This window comes from Pseudomonas kitaguniensis (assembly GCF_009296165.1).
Classification (GTDB): Bacteria; Pseudomonadota; Gammaproteobacteria; order Pseudomonadales; family Pseudomonadaceae; genus Aquipseudomonas; species Aquipseudomonas kitaguniensis.
Window position 1 is genome coordinate 39704 of sequence record NZ_VUAZ01000105.1, and the last position, 16955, is coordinate 56658.

The 16955-nt window shown below is 59.6% G+C and carries 17 protein-coding genes and 1 pseudogene; 6 read left to right on the forward strand and 12 right to left on the reverse strand.

The annotated features are described in order from the left end of the window. Positions 1-3: 3 nt before the first annotated feature. Together bamC and dapA are read right to left on the reverse strand one after the other, a co-directional pair. The gene (bamC, locus tag F0169_RS17680) at positions 4-1119 is read right to left on the reverse strand and encodes an outer membrane protein assembly factor BamC (protein WP_058413282.1); all 1116 of its coding nucleotides are present in this window, start codon (positions 1117-1119) and stop codon (positions 4-6) included. Positions 1120-1136: 17 nt separating this feature from the next. Continuing rightward, positions 1137-2015, reverse strand: a complete 879-nt coding sequence (gene dapA / locus F0169_RS17685) for a 4-hydroxy-tetrahydrodipicolinate synthase (protein WP_099240152.1) — start codon at positions 2013-2015, stop codon at positions 1137-1139. Positions 2016-2287: 272 nt separating this feature from the next. Here dapA and F0169_RS17690 point away from each other — a divergent pair, with 272 nt between their 5' ends. Together F0169_RS17690 and F0169_RS17695 are read left to right on the forward strand one after the other, a co-directional pair. Then, positions 2288-2848, forward strand: a complete 561-nt coding sequence (locus F0169_RS17690) for a glycine cleavage system transcriptional repressor (protein ID WP_003172487.1) — start codon at positions 2288-2290, stop codon at positions 2846-2848. A 10-nt stretch (positions 2849-2858) separates the two neighbouring features. Continuing rightward, the gene (locus tag F0169_RS17695) at positions 2859-3332 is read left to right on the forward strand and encodes a peroxiredoxin (RefSeq protein WP_058413284.1); all 474 of its coding nucleotides are present in this window, start codon (positions 2859-2861) and stop codon (positions 3330-3332) included. A gap of 59 nt (positions 3333-3391) precedes the next feature. On the opposite strand, the gene F0169_RS17700 is transcribed toward F0169_RS17695, so the two are convergent. Both F0169_RS17700 and F0169_RS17705 read right to left on the reverse strand, forming a co-directional pair. After that, positions 3392-4462 (reverse strand): AI-2E family transporter, encoded by a 1071-nt coding sequence (locus F0169_RS17700; RefSeq protein ID WP_058413285.1) that lies wholly within the window; start codon positions 4460-4462, stop codon positions 3392-3394. Between the two features lie 30 nt (positions 4463-4492). After that, positions 4493-4732: a sulfurtransferase TusA family protein gene (locus F0169_RS17705; RefSeq protein WP_058413286.1), complete on the reverse strand. Its 240-nt coding sequence runs from the start codon at positions 4730-4732 to the stop codon at positions 4493-4495. Between the two features lie 95 nt (positions 4733-4827). On the opposite strand from F0169_RS17705, the gene F0169_RS17710 reads away from it, so the two are divergent. Further along, complete coding sequence (locus F0169_RS17710) at positions 4828-6261, forward strand: M48 family metalloprotease (RefSeq protein WP_122249445.1); 1434 nt, start codon at positions 4828-4830, stop codon at positions 6259-6261. Positions 6262-6341: 80 nt separating this feature from the next. Here the strand turns inward: F0169_RS17710 and F0169_RS17715 are convergent. The 4 genes and pseudogenes from F0169_RS17715 to rpoE all read right to left on the reverse strand — a co-directional run bounded on the left by F0169_RS17715 (position 6342) and on the right by rpoE (position 10189). Further along, positions 6342-7777: pseudogene (locus F0169_RS17715) on the reverse strand (DegQ family serine endoprotease). A 234-nt stretch (positions 7778-8011) separates the two neighbouring features. Beyond that, positions 8012-8971, reverse strand: coding sequence for a MucB/RseB C-terminal domain-containing protein (locus F0169_RS17720; RefSeq protein WP_152747201.1), 960 nt, complete (start codon positions 8969-8971; stop codon positions 8012-8014). Positions 8972-8987: 16 nt separating this feature from the next. After that, positions 8988-9575: a sigma-E factor negative regulatory protein gene (locus F0169_RS17725; protein ID WP_058413290.1), complete on the reverse strand. Its 588-nt coding sequence runs from the start codon at positions 9573-9575 to the stop codon at positions 8988-8990. 32 nt (positions 9576-9607) lie between these two features. Continuing rightward, positions 9608-10189 (reverse strand): RNA polymerase sigma factor RpoE/AlgU, encoded by a 582-nt coding sequence (gene rpoE, locus F0169_RS17730; protein WP_003172477.1) that lies wholly within the window; start codon positions 10187-10189, stop codon positions 9608-9610. A gap of 462 nt (positions 10190-10651) precedes the next feature. Between rpoE and nadB the strand changes: the two genes are divergently transcribed. Beyond that, positions 10652-12268, forward strand: a complete 1617-nt coding sequence (nadB, locus tag F0169_RS17735; protein WP_152747202.1) for an L-aspartate oxidase — start codon at positions 10652-10654, stop codon at positions 12266-12268. On the opposite strand, the gene F0169_RS17740 is transcribed toward nadB, so the two are convergent. After that, positions 12237-12683 (reverse strand): protein YgfX, encoded by a 447-nt coding sequence (locus tag F0169_RS17740; RefSeq protein WP_172979471.1) that lies wholly within the window; start codon positions 12681-12683, stop codon positions 12237-12239. The two genes, nadB and F0169_RS17740, sit on opposite strands and share 32 nt — an antisense overlap. Continuing rightward, a complete protein-coding gene (locus tag F0169_RS17745; RefSeq protein WP_058413293.1) occupies positions 12667-12921 on the reverse strand; it encodes an FAD assembly factor SdhE in 255 nt (84 codons plus the stop codon). The genes F0169_RS17740 and F0169_RS17745 overlap by 17 nt, the downstream gene beginning before the upstream one ends. 140 nt (positions 12922-13061) lie before the next feature. Between F0169_RS17745 and ygfZ the strand changes: the two genes are divergently transcribed. Next, complete coding sequence (ygfZ, locus tag F0169_RS17750; protein ID WP_152747203.1) at positions 13062-14003, forward strand: CAF17-like 4Fe-4S cluster assembly/insertion protein YgfZ; 942 nt, start codon at positions 13062-13064, stop codon at positions 14001-14003. 37 nt (positions 14004-14040) lie between these two features. Then, positions 14041-14862, forward strand: coding sequence for an HDOD domain-containing protein (locus F0169_RS17755; protein WP_058413295.1), 822 nt, complete (start codon positions 14041-14043; stop codon positions 14860-14862). Here F0169_RS17755 and F0169_RS17760 read toward each other — a convergent pair whose 3' ends face one another. Continuing rightward, complete coding sequence (locus tag F0169_RS17760) at positions 14863-16248, reverse strand: sensor histidine kinase (RefSeq protein ID WP_058413296.1); 1386 nt, start codon at positions 16246-16248, stop codon at positions 14863-14865. Beyond that, positions 16241-16912: a response regulator gene (locus tag F0169_RS17765; RefSeq protein ID WP_058413297.1), complete on the reverse strand. Its 672-nt coding sequence runs from the start codon at positions 16910-16912 to the stop codon at positions 16241-16243. Before F0169_RS17765 ends, F0169_RS17760 begins: the two co-directional genes overlap by 8 nt. Between the last annotated feature and the right edge of the window lie 43 nt (positions 16913-16955).

Genomic DNA, 16955 nt, shown 5'->3' on the forward strand with positions numbered 1-16955 from the left:
GGATCAGCCCAGGTTGTCCTGAATCACGCCCAACACTTTGCGCGCTGTTTCAGCTGGCGCGACAGTGTTGATGTTTTTCTCGACGGTGACTTGTACGCTTTCGCCAACCTTGCTCAAACGAACCTGGTAACGCTCGGCGCGGGTTTCAACTTCTTCCTTGGTCGGCGTGGTGCCGAACAGTTTGCCGAAGAAACCTGGCTCTTCGTCTTTCTTCACGGCTTTTTCAGCCACGTTGATGTAGTACAGGCCAAGGCTGCGGTTGATGTCTTCAACGCGCCAAGGGCCCTTCTCCAGCGCGCGACCTACACTGGCCCAGGCACGGTCGAGGTCTTCACCCAGGTTGAGCACCACGTTGCCGCTGCCGTCTTCGGTGAGGCTGACGCGGTTAGGCGTGTCGTAATCGCGTGCGGCGAGCAGGGAAACGGAACCGCCCTTCTCGGAGATACGGCTCATGCTGGCCAGCATTTCGTCGACCAACGCGGCGTCAACGCCCAGGTTGACCGAGCGCGGGGTGAAGTCGACGTTGGCGGTGCTGCCGGCTGGGCGCTCGGCGCTGACCACATAGACTTCACTGGTGTTGCGCTGCACGCCGGGCTCGATGCGTACACGCACACGGGCTTCGCTGTCGGCGGCTACACCGCTCGCCTGCAGGCGCTGGGCCATGTTAGCGGACAGTTCGCTGCTGCGCTGCCATGCAGTGGTGAACTCACCGGTCTGCGGGCGTTGCTGGTCAATGCGAAAACCGTTGTCCTGGAAGAACTGCACGGCCACCGGCCAGACTTCGGCAGGCGGGCGTTGCGCGATGATCCAGCGGTTGTCGCCGCTCTTTTGCAGGCTGTAGTCGCTGGCGTCCGCCACGGCCGTGATCGGCTGTGGGCGTGGCACCACGTACTCACCCTTGGCGGTGTCGTCGGCGACGTTGCGCGGAATAGGCAGCAACGGGTCAAGGCGCTTGGCGACATTGACGTCCGGCGGCAGTTGCATCGGTTTGGTTGCTTGTGCTTCCAGGTAATCGCTGCCGCGGTCACGGAAGTAACCATCCGGGCCCCAAATCCAACCGCAGCCACTGGTGCTGGAGATAATCAAGGCAAGTGCGGAAAGTCCGGCCAATCGCTTCATGCGTAGTGCTTCCTCAATTAAACCAGGACGCCGGACTGGCGCAGGGCCTGTCGCAGCGGTTCGTGACAGGCTTCGCTGAGCCGGGTGAGCGGCAGACGGATACCGTCCGGCATCAAGCCCATTTCAAACAGCGCCCATTTCACGGGAATAGGGTTGGATTCGATAAACAGTGTTTTGTTGAGCGGCATCAGCTTCTCGTGGATGGCACGGGCGGTTACGGCGTCACCGGCGATGGCGGCGGCGCACATCTCGCTCATGGCACGCGGAGCGACGTTGGCGGTCACCGAGATATTGCCTTTGCCACCCAGCAGGATCAGCTCGACAGCCGTGGCATCGTCACCGGAATACACCAGGAAGTCGCTGCTCACGCCGGCCAGGATGTCTTTGGCACGTTGCAGGTCGCCGGTGGCTTCCTTGATACCGATGATGTTCGGCACGCTGGACAGACGGATCACGGTCGCCGCCTGCATGTCGCAAGCAGTGCGGCCGGGTACGTTGTAGAGGATCTGCGGAATATCAACCGCTTCGGCAATGGTGCGAAAGTGCTGATACAGGCCTTCCTGGGTCGGCTTGTTGTAGTACGGCGTCACCAGAAGGCAGGCATCGGCGCCGGCTTTCCTGGCGTTTTTGGTCAGCTCGATCGCTTCACGCGTCGAGTTGGCGCCCGTACCGGCGATCACGGCGATGCGACCCGCGACACGCTTTACCACAAATTCGATCACCTTGATGTGTTCTTCCACATCCAGCGTGGCCGATTCACCTGTGGTGCCGACCGCCACGATGGCGTTGGTGCCTTCTTGCAGGTGGAAGTCCACCAGTTTGCCCAGGCTATCCCAGTCGAGATGACCTTGTGCATCCATGGGTGTGACCAGTGCCACCATACTGCCCGCAATCATGCAACCGCTCCTGCCGGAAAAAGAGAGCCGTAATGGTACTGGCGCCAAGATGCTTGTACAAGCGAAGTACCGCCTGAGGACGCGTTCTCGATCAACTAAACGACGGGCAATGCCATCATTGGGCCAAAGCCTGCTCTGAAGCACGTTGAAATCAGACCGATCACGCAATGAAAACGCCACCTCCTATCCCTTGGCGACGCTTTTCGCTACCCTTCATGCTTTGATCGATACGGCCCGCACAGTATCGACCGCTCATCGTTTAGGAAGGCTGCATGTCCACCCCCACAGTTCGCGAACAATTCCTTGTTATCAGTGCCCTCGGCGCCAACCCCATGGAGCTGACCAACGTCCTGTGCCGCGCCAGCCATGAAAATCGCTGCGCCGTTGTAACCTCGCGCCTGACTCGCCATGGCGAGTGCAGTGCGCTGGTGCTGCAGATTTCCGGGACCTGGGACGCCCTGGCGCGCCTGGAGACCGGCTTGCCGGGCCTGGCCAAGAAGCACGACTTTACGGTTAACGTGGTACGCAGCGCCGCGCTGGAAAATCGTCCACAGGCCCTGCCTTATGTAGCGTATGTCAGCTCGGCTTACCGCTCGGACATCGTCAACGAGCTGTGCCAGTTTTTTATCGACCACAACGTCGAGCTCGAAAACCTGACCTGCGACACCTATCAGGCCCCGCAAACCGGCGGCACCATGCTCAATGCCACGTTCACCGTGACCTTGCCGGCAGGCGTGCAGATCAGTTGGCTGCGTGACCAGTTCCTGGATTTCGCCGATGCCTTGAACCTCGACGCACTGATCGAGCCTTGGCGCCCACAAAACCCAATGTAAGGAAGTACTCATGCCGGTAGCGATCGACACACCCGTGGCCGACTTCGAAGCCCAGGCCACCAGTGGCCAGACCTTCAGCCTCGCCGCCCTCAAGGGCAAGCAAGTGGTGATCTACTTCTACCCGAAAGACAGCACCCCGGGCTGTACCACTGAAGGCCAGGGTTTTCGTGACCAGTACGCAGCGTTCAAGGCCGCCAATACAGAAGTGTTCGGCGTGTCGCGCGACAGCGTGAAGTCCCACGAAAACTTCAAGGGCAAGCAGGAGTTTCCGTTCGAGCTGATCAGCGATAAAGACGAAGCGGTTTGCCAGCTGTTTGATGTGATCAAGCTGAAGAAACTGTACGGCAAGGAATACCTGGGCGTGGATCGCAGCACTTTTCTGATCGACCAGGATGGCGTGCTGCGTCAGGAATGGCGCGGCGTGAAAGTGCCAGGGCATGTGGATGCCGTGCTGGCAGCGGCGCAGGCTTTGAACAAGGCTTGAATTCCCTCTGTGGCGAGCCGGCTTGCTATAGCAGGCCCACTCGCCGCAGCCAGGTTGTGTTACAACAAAGGCGCCACAACCGGCTCTCGCCGTGGCCACGCATCCAGTACGGCCTTGAACAGCGTCGCCAGGGGGATCGCAAAAAATACCCCCCAAAAACCCCACAACCCGCCAAACAACAACACCGCGCAGATGATCGCCACCGGGTGCAGGTTGACCGCCTCCGAGAACAGCAGTGGCACCAGCACATTGCCGTCCAGGGTCTGGATGATCCCGTAGACCGCCATCAGGTAGATAAACTGGTCACTCCAGCCCCACTGGAACAACGCGATCAACGTCACTGGCACCGTCACCACCACCGCGCCGACATACGGCACCACCACAGACACGCCCACCAGCAGTGCCAACAGCGCCGCGTAGTTCAGGTCCAAGGCTATAAAGGCGATGTAAGTGACGCCCCCGCAGATAACAATTTCAATGACCTTGCCGCGGATGTAATTGGCGATCTGCCGGTTCATCTCCTCGGCCACCCGGGTAATCAGCGCGCGTTCACGCGGCAGGTAACCGCTGACCCAACGGCCGATCATTGCGCGGTCCTTGAGGAAGAAAAACACCAGAATCGGCACCAGCACCAGGTAGATCATGATGTTGACCAGCAGCGGCAGGCTCGACAGGGAAAAGGTCAGCGCCCATTGCCCGAACTTGCCGATCTCGCCGCGTGCCAGCTCGATGGCCTGCAATACCTGCTCGTCTGACACCAGGTGCGGATAGCGCTCCGGCAACAGCAGCAACAGCGATTGCCACTTGGCGAGCATGCCCGGAAGCTCGTTGAACAAGGTGATCAATTGATGCCACAGCAGGGGCAACACCACCACGATAAACACCACCAGCACACCCATGAACACTGCAAATACCAGCCCCACCGCCACCCCGCCCGGCAAACGCAAACGCTCCAGGGTGGTGACCAAGCCTTGCATCAGGTACGCCAGCACCATCCCCGCCAACACCGGCGCCAACATCCCACCTAACGTGAGTACGGCGCTAAAGGCCAGGAACAGCAAAACGGCCAGCACCACGGCTTCTTCATCCGAGAAGTAGCGCTGAATCCAGTCTCGTAACACTTTGAACATCAATTAACCTCGGGTGGTGGGGCAAACGGCTCAGGCCTTGCGCAACCAATAACGGTACACACCGGCGAGGTCGTCTTCGTGCAACAGGGTATGCCCGGCCAACTTGGCGAACGTGCGGAAATCGCGCTGGGAGCCCGCGTCCGTGGCGGTCACTTTAAGCACCGCACCACTGGCCAACCGGTTCAGCTCCAGCTTGGCCTTGAGCAACGGCAACGGGCAATTGAGGCCACTGGCATCGAGTTCGGCATCAAAGGCTACAGCGTCAGTCATGGTTTTACTCCGGGCAGGCGTTTGGGGTGCTTAGAATATCTGGTCCCACGCTCAGTGTCCGGCTACAGTAAGCTCTTTGTCGAAAGGCCCTGTGCATGACTTTTTTGCGCCCCACCCTGCTGACGCTGGCCTGCCTGCTGGCCTCTCCAGGCTTCGCTGACGACCTGCCGTCACTTGGCGACGCCAGTTCTGCCATTGTCTCGCCACAACAGGAATATCAGTTGGGCCGCGCATGGCTGGCCTACTTGCGGGGCCAGGTCTCGCAGCTCAATGACCCACAGCTCAAGGATTACGTCGAAACCAGCGTGTACAAGCTGGTAGAGACCAGCCAGGTGAATGACCGGCGCCTGGAGTTCATCCTGATCAACAGCCCGCAGCTCAACGCGTTTGCCGCACCCGGCGGCATCGTGGGGGTTAACGGCGGTTTGTTTCTGAATGCACAAACCGAGGGTGAATATGCCTCGGTACTCGCCCACGAATTGGCCCACTTGTCCCAGCGCCACTTTGCCCGTGGCGTGGAAGCGCAGTCGCGCATGCAGCTCCCGATGATGGCCGCGCTGCTCGGCGGCATCATCGCTGCCGCAGCGGGCGCCGGTGATGCCGGTATTGCCGCGATTGCCGGCAGCCAGGCGGCGGCCATTCAGGAGCAGCGCCGGTTCTCGCGCCAGAACGAGCAGGAGGCTGACCGTATCGGCATCGTCAATCTGGAAAAGGCCGGTTACGACCCGCGCTCCATGCCAACCATGTTCGAACGCCTGATGCGCCAATACCGTTTCGACGCCAAGCCGCCGGAGTTCCTGCTGACTCACCCGGTGACCGAATCGCGTATCGCCGACACCCGCAACCGCGCAGAGCAAGCCAAAGCCGGCGGCAAGGAAGACAGCTTGCGCTATCAACTGATTCGCGCACGCGTGCAACTGCAATACGAAGACACCTCAGGCCTCGCCGCCAAGCGCTTCCGGGCGCAATTGGACGAGAACCCGAAAAACGATGTGGCGCGTTATGGCTTGGCCATCGCCCAGATCAAAGGCACGCAGTACAAAGAGGCGCGCGAAAGCTTGCAGCCGCTGTTGGCCAAGGCACCCAACGACATCACCTACAACCTGGCGCAGATCGAGTTGGACATCGCCAACAACCGCTTGCCCGATGCGCAGCAACGCACCGATCAGATGCTCACCCAGTACCCTGGCAACTATCCGTTGAACCAGGTGCGAGTGGACTTGCTGCTCAAGCAGAACCGCACCGCCGATGCCGAAAAGGCGCTGGATGCCCTGCTCAAATCGCGCCCTGATGATCCGGACGTGTGGTACCAGGTCGCCGAAACGCGCGGCTTGTCCGGCAATATCATCGGCTTGCATCAAGCCCGCGCCGAGTACTTCGCGCTGGTGGGCGATTTCCAGCAAGCCATTCAGCAACTGGACTTTGCCAAGCGCCGGGCAGGCAACAACTTCCCCTTGTCCTCGCGCATTGACGCACGCCAACGCGAGCTGATCGAACAGGAACGCTTGGTCAAAGGGATGATGAGCTAAAACTTTCACCCACAAAAAAGCCCCGCCTTCGTTAACCGAAGGCGGGGCTTTTTGTTGTTACCGGGTTACAGGCTAGCGGATTACTCGGCCAGCTTGAAGGTGATGAAGCTTGCGCGGCCCTGACGCAGAACCCGCATCGACACCGAACGGTTCTTCGGCAGCGCCTTGGCGATGTCGGTGAACTGTTTGGTGCTGTCGATGGCTTGGTTGTTCAGGTGCGTGATCACGTCACCCGGCTGCAAGCCAATCAGAGAGGCAGGGCCGTCCTGCACTTCTTTGATGACAACGCCACTTTTAAGGTCGAAGCTCTTCTTCTGTTCATCCGTCAGCTCAGCCACGGCGATGCCCAGGCGGTTACTGCTGCGCTCGGCGCCAGGCTTTGCATTGCCCAAAGCATCCAGGGCAGCACCCTCTTCCGGGATGGCACCGACCGTCAGCTCTACGCTTTGGCGTTTACCTTCACGAATCACTTCCAGCTTGGCTTTACTGCCCGCCTTGAGCGCGCCTACCAAGTGCGGCAAGTCTGCCGACATGATGATCGGTTGGCCATTCATGCTCAGAATCACGTCACCCACTTGCAGGCCACCTTTGGCAGCCGGGCCGTCATCCTGGATCTGCGCGACCAGTGCACCGGCCGGCTTATCGAGGCCGAAGGACTCAGCCAGGTCTTTGTTCACTTCCTGAATCACTACGCCCAACCAACCACGGCTAACCTTGCCACCGCTTTTCAGTTGATTGGAAACGTCCATGGCCACGTCAATCGGGATGGCGAAAGAAACACCCATGAAACCACCGGAGCGGGTGTAGATCTGCGAGTTGATCCCGACCACTTCACCCGCCAGGTTGAACAGCGGACCACCCGAGTTACCCGGGTTGATCGGCACGTCGGTCTGGATGAAAGGCACGTAGTTTTCGTTTGGCAGGCTGCGACCGATGGCGCTGACGATGCCCTGGGTCACGGTATGGTCAAAACCAAACGGCGAACCGATCGCCACTACCCATTGCCCCGCCTTCAGGTCTTGGGATTTACCGAGTTTCAATACCGGCAAATCTTTGCCTTCGATTTTCAGCAAAGCCACATCGGAACGCGGGTCAGTGCCCACCAGCTTGGCTTTCAGCTCGCTGCGATCAGCCAGGCGCACGAGAATCTCGTCAGCGTCGGCAATCACATGGTTGTTGGTGAGAATGTAGCCATCGGGAGAAATGATGAACCCCGAGCCCAAGGACTGCGCCTCACGCTGGCCACCACCGCCACGCGGGGAACGCGGCTGCGGCATGCCACGCTCGAAGAACTCGCGCAGCATCGGCGGCAAGCCCTCAAGGTCCGGCATCTGCTGGTTCGAGACTTTGCGATCCGGCAGTTTTTGCGTGGTACTGATGTTTACCACCGCAGGCGATGCTTGCTCCACCAATTGGGTGAAGTCAGGCAGTTCGACGCTTGCGCGGGCACGGCCTGACCCAGCACCAACACCGTGGCGACTATGGATAGGTAAGACTTCAAACGTGGTATCGACATACAGCTCCCGTTACGACGAGCAGGGTTGAGCGACAGGGTTCAAGAAACGCCGAAAACTGCGACCGGCATTTTTGTTCCGCGAACAAAACAAGGCCAGCGCCGTTAAGCCCTGACCTATAAAAAACATGGGGGATTTTTGCAAGTGAAAATACTGATCCAGAAATTTCATGCTCTCAGCACTCGACCAAGCACACGCTCAGATTGAAAGGTCAGGATGAACACAGGATTAACAATTCACTGGTGGGTGACTGCCTTTTCGCCACGCACCGACAGTGCAATGCGCTCGGCGGTGCCGATCGGGATTTCCCCCACAACCGTCACCATTACTTCGCCATCGACGGTGTTAAGGCGGCGAGACACCGCAACCGTCGGGCCCAACTGCGTGCGTGTTTCATTCACAGTGGCGCCGTCAGTTGATTCAACAAACACCGAAAAACGCGCAAGCCCATCTTCGAACATCAAGCTGTCGACAGTCGACTTGGTGTGGGGATCTTTGCGCGCAATGCTGTTGGTAAGCTGGAAACCAGGAGGCAGCCAATCCAGATGCCACACTTGGGTAGCGGGCACTTCAAGCGCTTTGCTGGTCGAGAGCGCTACCGGTGCGCAATCGCCCGTAGGCTGCAAGTCTGCATCAGAGGGCGGTGGCGAAGTGTTCAGTCGCGTGAACTGGAAGCGCTCCAACAATTGCCCCTGATCATTGAGCAACAGGGACTTAAGCGGCAGCGCTGTTTCACGATCCAAGTGCAACTCAAAACCATAGCGGTAGGGATCGCGCGGAGTGATCGATACGATTACCGCTTTCCGGCCGGCCACGCGAGATTTACCAATGACGGCAAGTTCATAAAATTGAGTTAGTTTTTTTGGATCAAGTGCGCGCGAAGGCGCTTCAGGCGAATTACCCAGGCCGGCAACCAAGGTGCCACTGACGCATTGCGTCCGGCCATCTACACGCACGACTTCCTGGGCAGAACCGTCGAGTTGCAAAAGCCGCTCACGGACTTGACCATTCTGGACGCGGTGCCAGATGTCATGGGTAGAGAAACTGCCGTTGCGTTCGTAGACAAACGTGCCTTTAAAACTTTGCTGCTGCTCGGCACGCCCAAGTCGAGTCAGCCAGTTTTGGGCTTCATCGGCATGGGCGGGGAGTGCAAAACAACCACTGAGCAAAAACGTAAGGAGCGGTATGGCGCGCATAGGGCTCCTTAGCGGTCTAGCGGTTTTCCAGGCTTGCAGCACGAGCGTATGGCAGCGCGCTTTCAGTGCCTTTCAAGGCTGATTCCTGCGCATGTTGACGCAGATAGCCTGGAAGACGCTGATCTTGCCAGCCGGATTGCCCTTGCAGTACACCAGTGGCCATAGGGCCGGTGGTGTCCGAGCTTTCCTTGTAGCCGGCCAGTACCGCTGGGCCTTTGACTTGCGGACCGGCCATGACCGGCTGCTGAGTCTGTTGGGCCAATTCGGCACCCGCGATTTCGTCCTGGTTGTACAGACGAACACCGGCCAGCACAGCAACAGTTACCGAAGCAGCCACTGCCAAGCGACCCAGGCTACGCCAAGGACCACGAGCAGCTTTTGCCGGAACGGCTTCATCAGCCAGCGCGGCAGAAACGGCCGCAGCAATATCCAGACGAGGGATTAGAAGATCCTTGTGCATCACCGCCCGAGCGACTTGGTAACGAGACCAGGTATCACGGGTATCGGCATCATCAAATGCATTGAGCACTCGACGAAGTTCCAGTTCATCCGCTTCGTTATCCATCACTGCGGACAGCGATTCCTGCAGGGCATCACGACTCATGGCGGTTCCTCTCTTGGCTGTCGCCGCTGTCTTTAGTTTTCCTGCAACAACGGTTGCAAGGCTTTATCGATGGCTTCCCGGGCCCGGAAAATCCGTGACCTTACAGTCCCCACCGGACATTGCATGACGCTCGCAATGTCTTCATAACTCAGACCATCGAATTCGCGTAAAGTTAACGCCGTACGCAAATCTTCTGGCAGTTGCTGAATTGTGCGATGAACGGTTCCTTCGATCTCGTCGCGCAGCAATGCACGCTCCGGCGACTCGAGATCTTTGAGGCCGTGGTCCCCATCATAAAATTCAGCATCTTCTGAACTAACATCACTATCGGGTGGGCGACGACCGCGAGACACCAGATAGTTCTTCGCCGTGTTAATGGCGATGCGGTAAAGCCACGTATAAAACGCACTATCACCGCGAAAATTGCCCAGTGCACGGTACGCCTTGATAAAGGCTTCCTGTGCAACGTCCTGCGCTTCATGGGTGTCGTGCACAAACCGCACGATCAACCCGAGAATTTTGTGCTGGTATTTCAGCACTAGCAGATCAAATGCCCGCTTGTCGCCGCGTTGAACGCGCTCGACGAGCTGCTGATCCTCTTCCTGGGTTAGCATGAACACTCCTCGTTGTACTGGGAGGAGGCTTGCATAACTAAACGATCAGGCTTGCAAACATAGACTCGGACTTTTCGCAAAAGTTCTCCCCCTCCAAGCAAGTTTCCGGCGCGCACTGATTTGGCACACACGAAAAACGCAGTACGGGCAATGCCGACTGCGCGAATAATCTTGTCGCCGGTTTTATGACGCGTCCAATGCTCCCGACGGGCCAATAAAATCAACGCTTTCCCAGCTTCCGGGCAACCTGCTATTGAGTCGGGGCTTATGCAAAAAGTTCCCGATTCAATAACCGTTCGATTTTACCCTAGCTGTGCTTCGTAATCTCACATTGCCACGAATGCCTTGCTATTGTGCCGCTCCCCCCCTCTATATACTAGTGGCCCGTGTGCCCCTTTGATTCGCCGATCCGGGCGTCGTGTACGCGCCAGCCCTTGGATCGCTATTTGCGGAATCCCTGAAATGAGCCAACAGTTTCAACACGATGTTCTGGTTATCGGTAGTGGCGCGGCCGGCCTGAGCCTGGCACTGACCCTTCCCGGCCACCTGCGCATTGCCGTCCTGAGCAAAGGCGACCTGGCCAACGGCTCGACATTTTGGGCTCAGGGCGGTGTTGCCGCCGTGCTGGACGACACCGATACCGTGCAATCGCACGTTGAAGACACGCTCAACGCAGGCGGCGGGCTGTGCGACGAAAACGCCGTGCGTTTTACCGTCGAGCATAGCCGCGAGGCTATCCAGTGGCTGATTGATCAGGGCGTGCCGTTCACGCGTGACGAACACGCAGGCAGCGACGACGGCGGATTCGAGTTCCACCTGACCCGTGAAGGCGGCCATAGCCATCGCCGCATCATCCATGCTGCCGATGCAACCGGCGCCGCGATCTTCAAGACGTTGCTCGACCAAGCCCGCCAACGCCCCAACATCGAGCTGCTGGAGCAACGGGTGGCCGTCGACCTGATCACCGAAAAACGCCTCGGGCTGGAAGGCGATCGCTGCCTTGGCGCCTACGTGCTCAACCGCGCCAGCGGCGAAGTCGACACCTACGGCGCGCGCTTCACCATTCTCGCCTCAGGCGGCGCGGCCAAGGTTTACCTGTATACCAGCAACCCCGACGGCGCCTGCGGCGACGGCATCGCCATGGCGTGGCGCTCGGGCTGCCGGGTGGCCAATCTGGAATTCAACCAGTTCCACCCCACCTGCCTGTATCACCCGCAGGCCAAAAGCTTTCTGATCACCGAAGCCCTTCGCGGCGAAGGCGCGCACTTGAAACTGCCCAATGGCGAACGCTTCATGCAGCGCTTCGACCCGCGCGCAGAACTGGCGCCGCGCGACATCGTGGCCCGCGCTATCGATCACGAGATGAAGCGCTTGGGCATCGACTGCGTTTACCTGGACATCAGCCACAAGTCCGAAGCCTTCATCAAGACCCACTTCCCCACCGTTTACGAGCGCTGCCTGGCGTTTAACATCGACATCACCCAAGGCCCAATCCCGGTGGTGCCAGCCGCGCACTACACCTGCGGCGGTGTGATGGTCGACCAACACGGTCGCACCGACGTACCCGGCCTGTATGCGATTGGCGAAACCAGCTTCACCGGCCTGCACGGCGCCAACCGCATGGCCAGCAACTCGCTGCTCGAATGTTTCGTCTACGCCCGCTCAGCGGCCGCCGACATTCTCGAACAACTGCCACGCATCGCCGTGCCGGCTGCCCTGCCCCGCTGGGACGCCAGCCAGGTCACCGACTCGGACGAAGACGTGATCATCGCCCACAACTGGGACGAGTTGCGCCGCTTCATGTGGGACTACGTGGGGATTGTGCGCACCAATAAGCGCTTGCAACGTGCGCAACACCGCGTGCGCTTGCTGCTGGACGAGATCGACGAGTTTTACAGTAACTACAAAGTCAGCCGCGACCTGATCGAGTTGCGCAATCTGGCGCAAGTTGCAGAGTTGATGATCCGCTCAGCCATGGAGCGCAAAGAAAGCCGTGGCCTGCATTACACCCTCGACTACCCGCAGATGCTGCCCGAGGCACGCAACACTATTCTGGTGCCAGCCACCTACGGCGGCTGAACTTAAGACGTACGCGCAGGCGCCGGTGCACATCGGCGGCCTGCGCATCCATTGGCACACAGATCGAACGCACGCGCCACTCGCCTTGCACCCGGTAGCGCAGCACCACAATCAGCGGCAGGGCCAGGCTGTCGGGGCGCAGTTGCACGCTGTGCCAACCTCGCGCGGTGCTCCACAACTGCCAGCCGTCTTCGTCACGGCGCAGGCCACGAATCGACGAACGGTGAGTGAGCAGCACATGCCGCGGTAAAACCCAGGCAGCATGAATCAGGCACAGCACTGCGCCAACGCTTGAATACTGCAGATCGACAACGAGCAAGGCGCCCAGCGCGAACAACTGGGCAACAAGATACGCCGCCAGCAATAGCCGTGAGGCGCGCCAGCGGCATTCAAAGCGGTTATTTGGGCTGAACACGGTCCAGAATTATCCGAACCATGCGCTGCAGCTCAGGATCTTCAGATTCAGCGCGCTCCATGAACCAGCCAAACATGTCCTGATCTTCACACGTCAGCAGCCTGACGTAGAGGTCGCGATCCACCTTATCAAGCGTCGCGTAAACCTCCTTGGTGAAAGGCACCAACAACACATCCAACTCCAGCATGCCGCGACGGCTGTGCCAGTAGAGGCGATTGATTTCTACGTCTTCGACCATGGAGCGCTCCTCAAATAGTGCGCAAGTATACAGGCACGACCGCTGCGCAACAGTCGGCTTTAGTAGCCTGATACGGAAACTATCCATTTGGCGGGCGCCCCTCTATGATGCACCCATGACTTTTCGACCTGCGATGACCCATGGCTGACTCTGCTTTTTTCTGCGCCCTGTCCCACGAAGGCGTTCTGGCTGTTCGCGGTGCTGATGCCGCCAAGTTCCTGCAAGGGCAGCTGACCTGCAACCTCAATTACCTGAGCGATACGCAGGCCAGCCTTGGCGCGCGCTGCACGCAAAAAGGACGCATGCAGTCGAGCTTTCGTATCCTGCTGCAAGGTGACGGCGTACTGCTGGCCATGGCCACCGAGCTGCTCGAACCGCAGTTGGCGGACTTGAAAAAATACGCCGTATTCTCCAAGTCCAGGCTCACCGACGAAAGCGCGGCCTGGGCACGTTTCGGCCTCTCACAGGCAGATCACGCCATGGCCTGCCTCGGCCTTGACCTGCCCGCCGAGACGGACAGCGTAGTGCGCACCGAAACCTTCATCGCGCTTCGCGTTTCCCCAGGCCGGGCGGAACTCTGGGTGCCCATCGAGCAAGCCGAAGCCGTACGCAACTCATTGGCCACACAGTTGCAACACGCTGACTTGAATGATTGGCTGCTCGGCCAAATCCGCGCCGGCATCGGCCAGGTCATGCCTCAAACCCGCGAACTGTTTATCCCGCAGATGCTTAACCTGCAGGCCGTCGGCGGCGTGAGTTTCAAAAAAGGCTGTTACACCGGCCAGGAAATCGTCGCGCGCATGCAGTATCTGGGCAAGCTCAAACGTCGCCTGTATCGGCTGAGTGTGAATGCGGCCGAATTGCCGCAGCCAGGCACCGCACTGTTTTCGCCCAGCCATAACAGTTCGATCGGTGAAGTCGTCATCGCAGCGAAAGCTGACCAATCGATTGAACTTCTGGCCGTGTTGCAAGCCGAAGCTGCCGACAGTGGCGAGGTCTACGTAGGCTCCCTGGAAGGTCCTGGTGTGCAGTTGCTTGACCTGCCTTACTCACTGGACCGCGATCGAGAGATCCAGCGTTAACCGTCGCCCCCTTTTTGCAATACCCTAGAGAGCATCAATGAGCACGCTGGCGGAAAAAGTCCAACAGGCTTTGGTGACGGCCATCGACAACGATGACCTGGTTCTGCCGACATTGCCGGAAGTGGCGCTGAAAATTCGTCAGGCCGCTGAAGACCCGGAGATCAGCATCAGCCACTTGAGCAAAGTGATCGGTCGCGATACCGCGCTGTCCGCACGCCTTATAAAAGTGGTCAACAGCCCGCTGCTGCGTGCCACTCAGGAAGTCACCGACCTGCACACCGCCATCACTCGGCTGGGCACCAATTACAGCAGCAACCTGGCGATAGGCCTGGTGATGGAGCAGATTTTCCACGCCCGCTCTGAAGTCGTTGAACAAAAAATGCATGATGTGTGGCGCCGCAGCCTGGAAGTGGCAGGCGTGAGCTATACCTTGTGCCGCAACTACAGCCAGCTCAAGCCAGACCAGGCTGCGCTCGGCGGTTTGGTGCATCAAATTGGCGTATTGCCGATCCTCACCTACGCCGAAGACCATTACGAACTGCTGGCCGACCCGGTCAGCCTCAACCACGTGATCGACAGTATTCACCCGTTGCTGGGCGACAAGCTGTTGGGCGGCTGGGATTTCCCGGAGATGCTGGCAAAACTGCCTGGGCAATACCTGGACCTGGAGCGCGACTCGGCCCGCCTCGACTACATCGACCTGGTACAAATTGCCGTGCTGTATTGCCACGCAGGCACCGACCATCCGTTGGCGAGTGTGCACGTCTCCACCTTGCCTGCGATGAAAAAACTGCGCATCGACCCCTACAGCGAGACCCTGCGTGCCGAGCTGGATGAAGCACGGTCGATGTTTTACTGATCAGCCTGCGATAAAACTCACGCGCACTTTCAAGCCGGCCAGCTCACCATCGTGCAGGCTGATTTGCGCCAAATGCGCGCGGCAGATTTCCCCGACAATCGCCAGCCCCAAGCCCGAGCCCATGCTCTGCTGGTTGCGCCGGTAAAACCGCTCGAATACCCGGTCCCGCTCGTCCAGCGGGATGCCCGGGCCATCATCTTCTACTTCCAGAATCGCGGGCGCCGAGACCCGCAAGATGACATTGCCGCCCGGTGGCGTGTGGGCCAAGGCGTTATCGACCAAATTGCTCAGCAGCTCGTTCAACAAGATGGGCTCACCGCGCAACCACACAGGCTCGTCCGCCTCCAACGCCAAGGCAACGCCGCGCGCGTGGGCCAACGGCGCCATGGCCATCCCCAACTCGCGTGCCAACTGGCTGAGGTCAAGCAGTTGCGCACCGCCTTCAGCAATCGCCCGCGCGCCGTTTTCGATACGCGCCAGCGACAGCAATTGATTCGCCAGGTGAGTCAGGCGGTCGGTGCCTTGTGCAGCGGTTTCCAAGGTGCTGTGCCAGGTGGCCGGCGCGTCGCTGCGCAGGCCCAGTTCCAGCCGCGCCTTGAGCGCTGCCAGCGGGGTGCGCAGTTCGTGGGCGGCGTCGGCGATAAACTGCGCCTGGCGCTCGAACTGGCCGCGCAGGCGCTCGGTAAAGTGGTTGAGCGAACGCACCAGCGGGCCAAACTCAAGCTGCACCTCGACCAGCGGCAACGGCCGCAGGTCGTCGGGCTGGCGCTCTTCCACTGCCGTGCGCAGGCGCTCCAGCGGGCGCAGCGCCGCACTCACGGCAAACCACACCAACAGCAACGCGCCGATCGCCAACATCCCGAGGCGCAGCAACGTGTCGGCCAGCAGGCTACGGGCCATGCTCTCGCGCGCCTCGTCGGTTTCGGCCACGCGAATTTCCGCCATGCCATTCATGTTCGGCTCGGAGACCGCCTTGAGCAGGCTGACCACACGCACCGCTTGGCCTTGATAGGTGGCATTGTAAAACCGCGCCAACGCGGGGTAATCGTCGGTGCGCGGCGTGCCGGGCGGCGGGCCTGGAAGGTTTTCGTAACCGGAGATCAGCTTCTTGTCAATGTCATTGACCTGATAATAAATACGCCCGGCGCTGTCGTAAGCAAAGGTGTCCAGCGCCACATAAGGCACATTGGCACTCAAGGTGCCGTCCACCTGCGTCAACCCGGCGGCGATGGTGCGCGCCGAAGCCAAAAGCGTGCGGTCATAGGCGGTGTCGGCCGCCTCGCGACCGTTCCAGTACGCACTCATGCCGCTGGCAAGCATCAACACCACCAGCAACAGCGCCAAATTCCACAGCAGCCGCCAGCGCAGGCTGCTGGGCTTATGCATCGCGGGCTTCCAACAGGTAGCCGAGGCCGCGGAAGGTCACGATGGCGATGGGTTGGCCGTCGAGTTTTTTACGCAGCCGGTGCACATAAATTTCGATCGCATCGGGGCTGGCTTCTTCATCCAGGCCGAACACTTGGGAAGCCAGTTGCTCTTTGCTCATCACGCGGCCGGGGCGAGCGATCAGCGCTTCAAGCACCGCTTGCTCACGTGAGGTCAATGTCAACAGTTCGCCGCCCGCAGTGAAACGCCGCGTATCCAGGTCATAGACCAGCACGCCGCACGCCTGCTGACGCTCACCGCCCAACACGCTGCGCCGCAACAGTGCCTTGACCCGCGCTTCCAGTTCCGTGAGTTCAAACGGCTTGGCAAGGTAGTCGTCGGCGCCGAGGTTGAGGCCGTGTACGCGGTCCTTCACGTCGCTGCGCGCGGTCAGCATCAACACAGGCAGATTTTTCCCACGCGCTCGCAGACGTGCCAGCACCTCAAAACCGTCCATGCGCGGCAGCCCCACATCAAGCACTACCACCGCGTATTCCTCGCTGGTCAAGGCCAGGTCCGCGGCGACCCCGTCGTGCAGCACGTCGACAGTCAAACCCGTGCTCTTGAGCGCTTGGGCGACACTTTCGGCGAGCTGCAAATGGTCTTCAACCAAGAGTACACGCATGGATTTTTACCTCGTTCGGGCATGGTCAACGCCACGCTTTGCG

Excerpts from the sequence above, each read along its gene's own strand:
- bamC (WP_058413282.1), bottom strand. The coding sequence starts at position 1,119 with ATGAAGCGATTGGCCGGACTTTCCGCACTTGCCTTGATTATCTCCAGC.
- dapA (WP_099240152.1), bottom strand. The coding sequence starts at position 2,015 with ATGATTGCGGGCAGTATGGTGGCACTGGTCACACCCATGGATGCACAA.
- F0169_RS17690 (WP_003172487.1), top strand. The coding sequence starts at position 2,288 with ATGTCCACCCCCACAGTTCGCGAACAATTCCTTGTTATCAGTGCCCTC.
- F0169_RS17695 (WP_058413284.1), top strand. The coding sequence starts at position 2,859 with ATGCCGGTAGCGATCGACACACCCGTGGCCGACTTCGAAGCCCAGGCC.
- F0169_RS17700 (WP_058413285.1), bottom strand. The coding sequence starts at position 4,462 with ATGTTCAAAGTGTTACGAGACTGGATTCAGCGCTACTTCTCGGATGAA.
- F0169_RS17705 (WP_058413286.1), bottom strand. The coding sequence starts at position 4,732 with ATGACTGACGCTGTAGCCTTTGATGCCGAACTCGATGCCAGTGGCCTC.
- F0169_RS17710 (WP_122249445.1), top strand. The coding sequence starts at position 4,828 with ATGACTTTTTTGCGCCCCACCCTGCTGACGCTGGCCTGCCTGCTGGCC.
- F0169_RS17720 (WP_152747201.1), bottom strand. The coding sequence starts at position 8,971 with ATGCGCGCCATACCGCTCCTTACGTTTTTGCTCAGTGGTTGTTTTGCA.
- F0169_RS17725 (WP_058413290.1), bottom strand. The coding sequence starts at position 9,575 with ATGAGTCGTGATGCCCTGCAGGAATCGCTGTCCGCAGTGATGGATAAC.
- rpoE (WP_003172477.1), bottom strand. The coding sequence starts at position 10,189 with ATGCTAACCCAGGAAGAGGATCAGCAGCTCGTCGAGCGCGTTCAACGC.
- nadB (WP_152747202.1), top strand. The coding sequence starts at position 10,652 with ATGAGCCAACAGTTTCAACACGATGTTCTGGTTATCGGTAGTGGCGCG.
- F0169_RS17745 (WP_058413293.1), bottom strand. The coding sequence starts at position 12,921 with ATGGTCGAAGACGTAGAAATCAATCGCCTCTACTGGCACAGCCGTCGC.
- ygfZ (WP_152747203.1), top strand. The coding sequence starts at position 13,062 with ATGGCTGACTCTGCTTTTTTCTGCGCCCTGTCCCACGAAGGCGTTCTG.
- F0169_RS17755 (WP_058413295.1), top strand. The coding sequence starts at position 14,041 with ATGAGCACGCTGGCGGAAAAAGTCCAACAGGCTTTGGTGACGGCCATC.
- F0169_RS17760 (WP_058413296.1), bottom strand. The coding sequence starts at position 16,248 with ATGCATAAGCCCAGCAGCCTGCGCTGGCGGCTGCTGTGGAATTTGGCG.
- F0169_RS17765 (WP_058413297.1), bottom strand. The coding sequence starts at position 16,912 with ATGCGTGTACTCTTGGTTGAAGACCATTTGCAGCTCGCCGAAAGTGTC.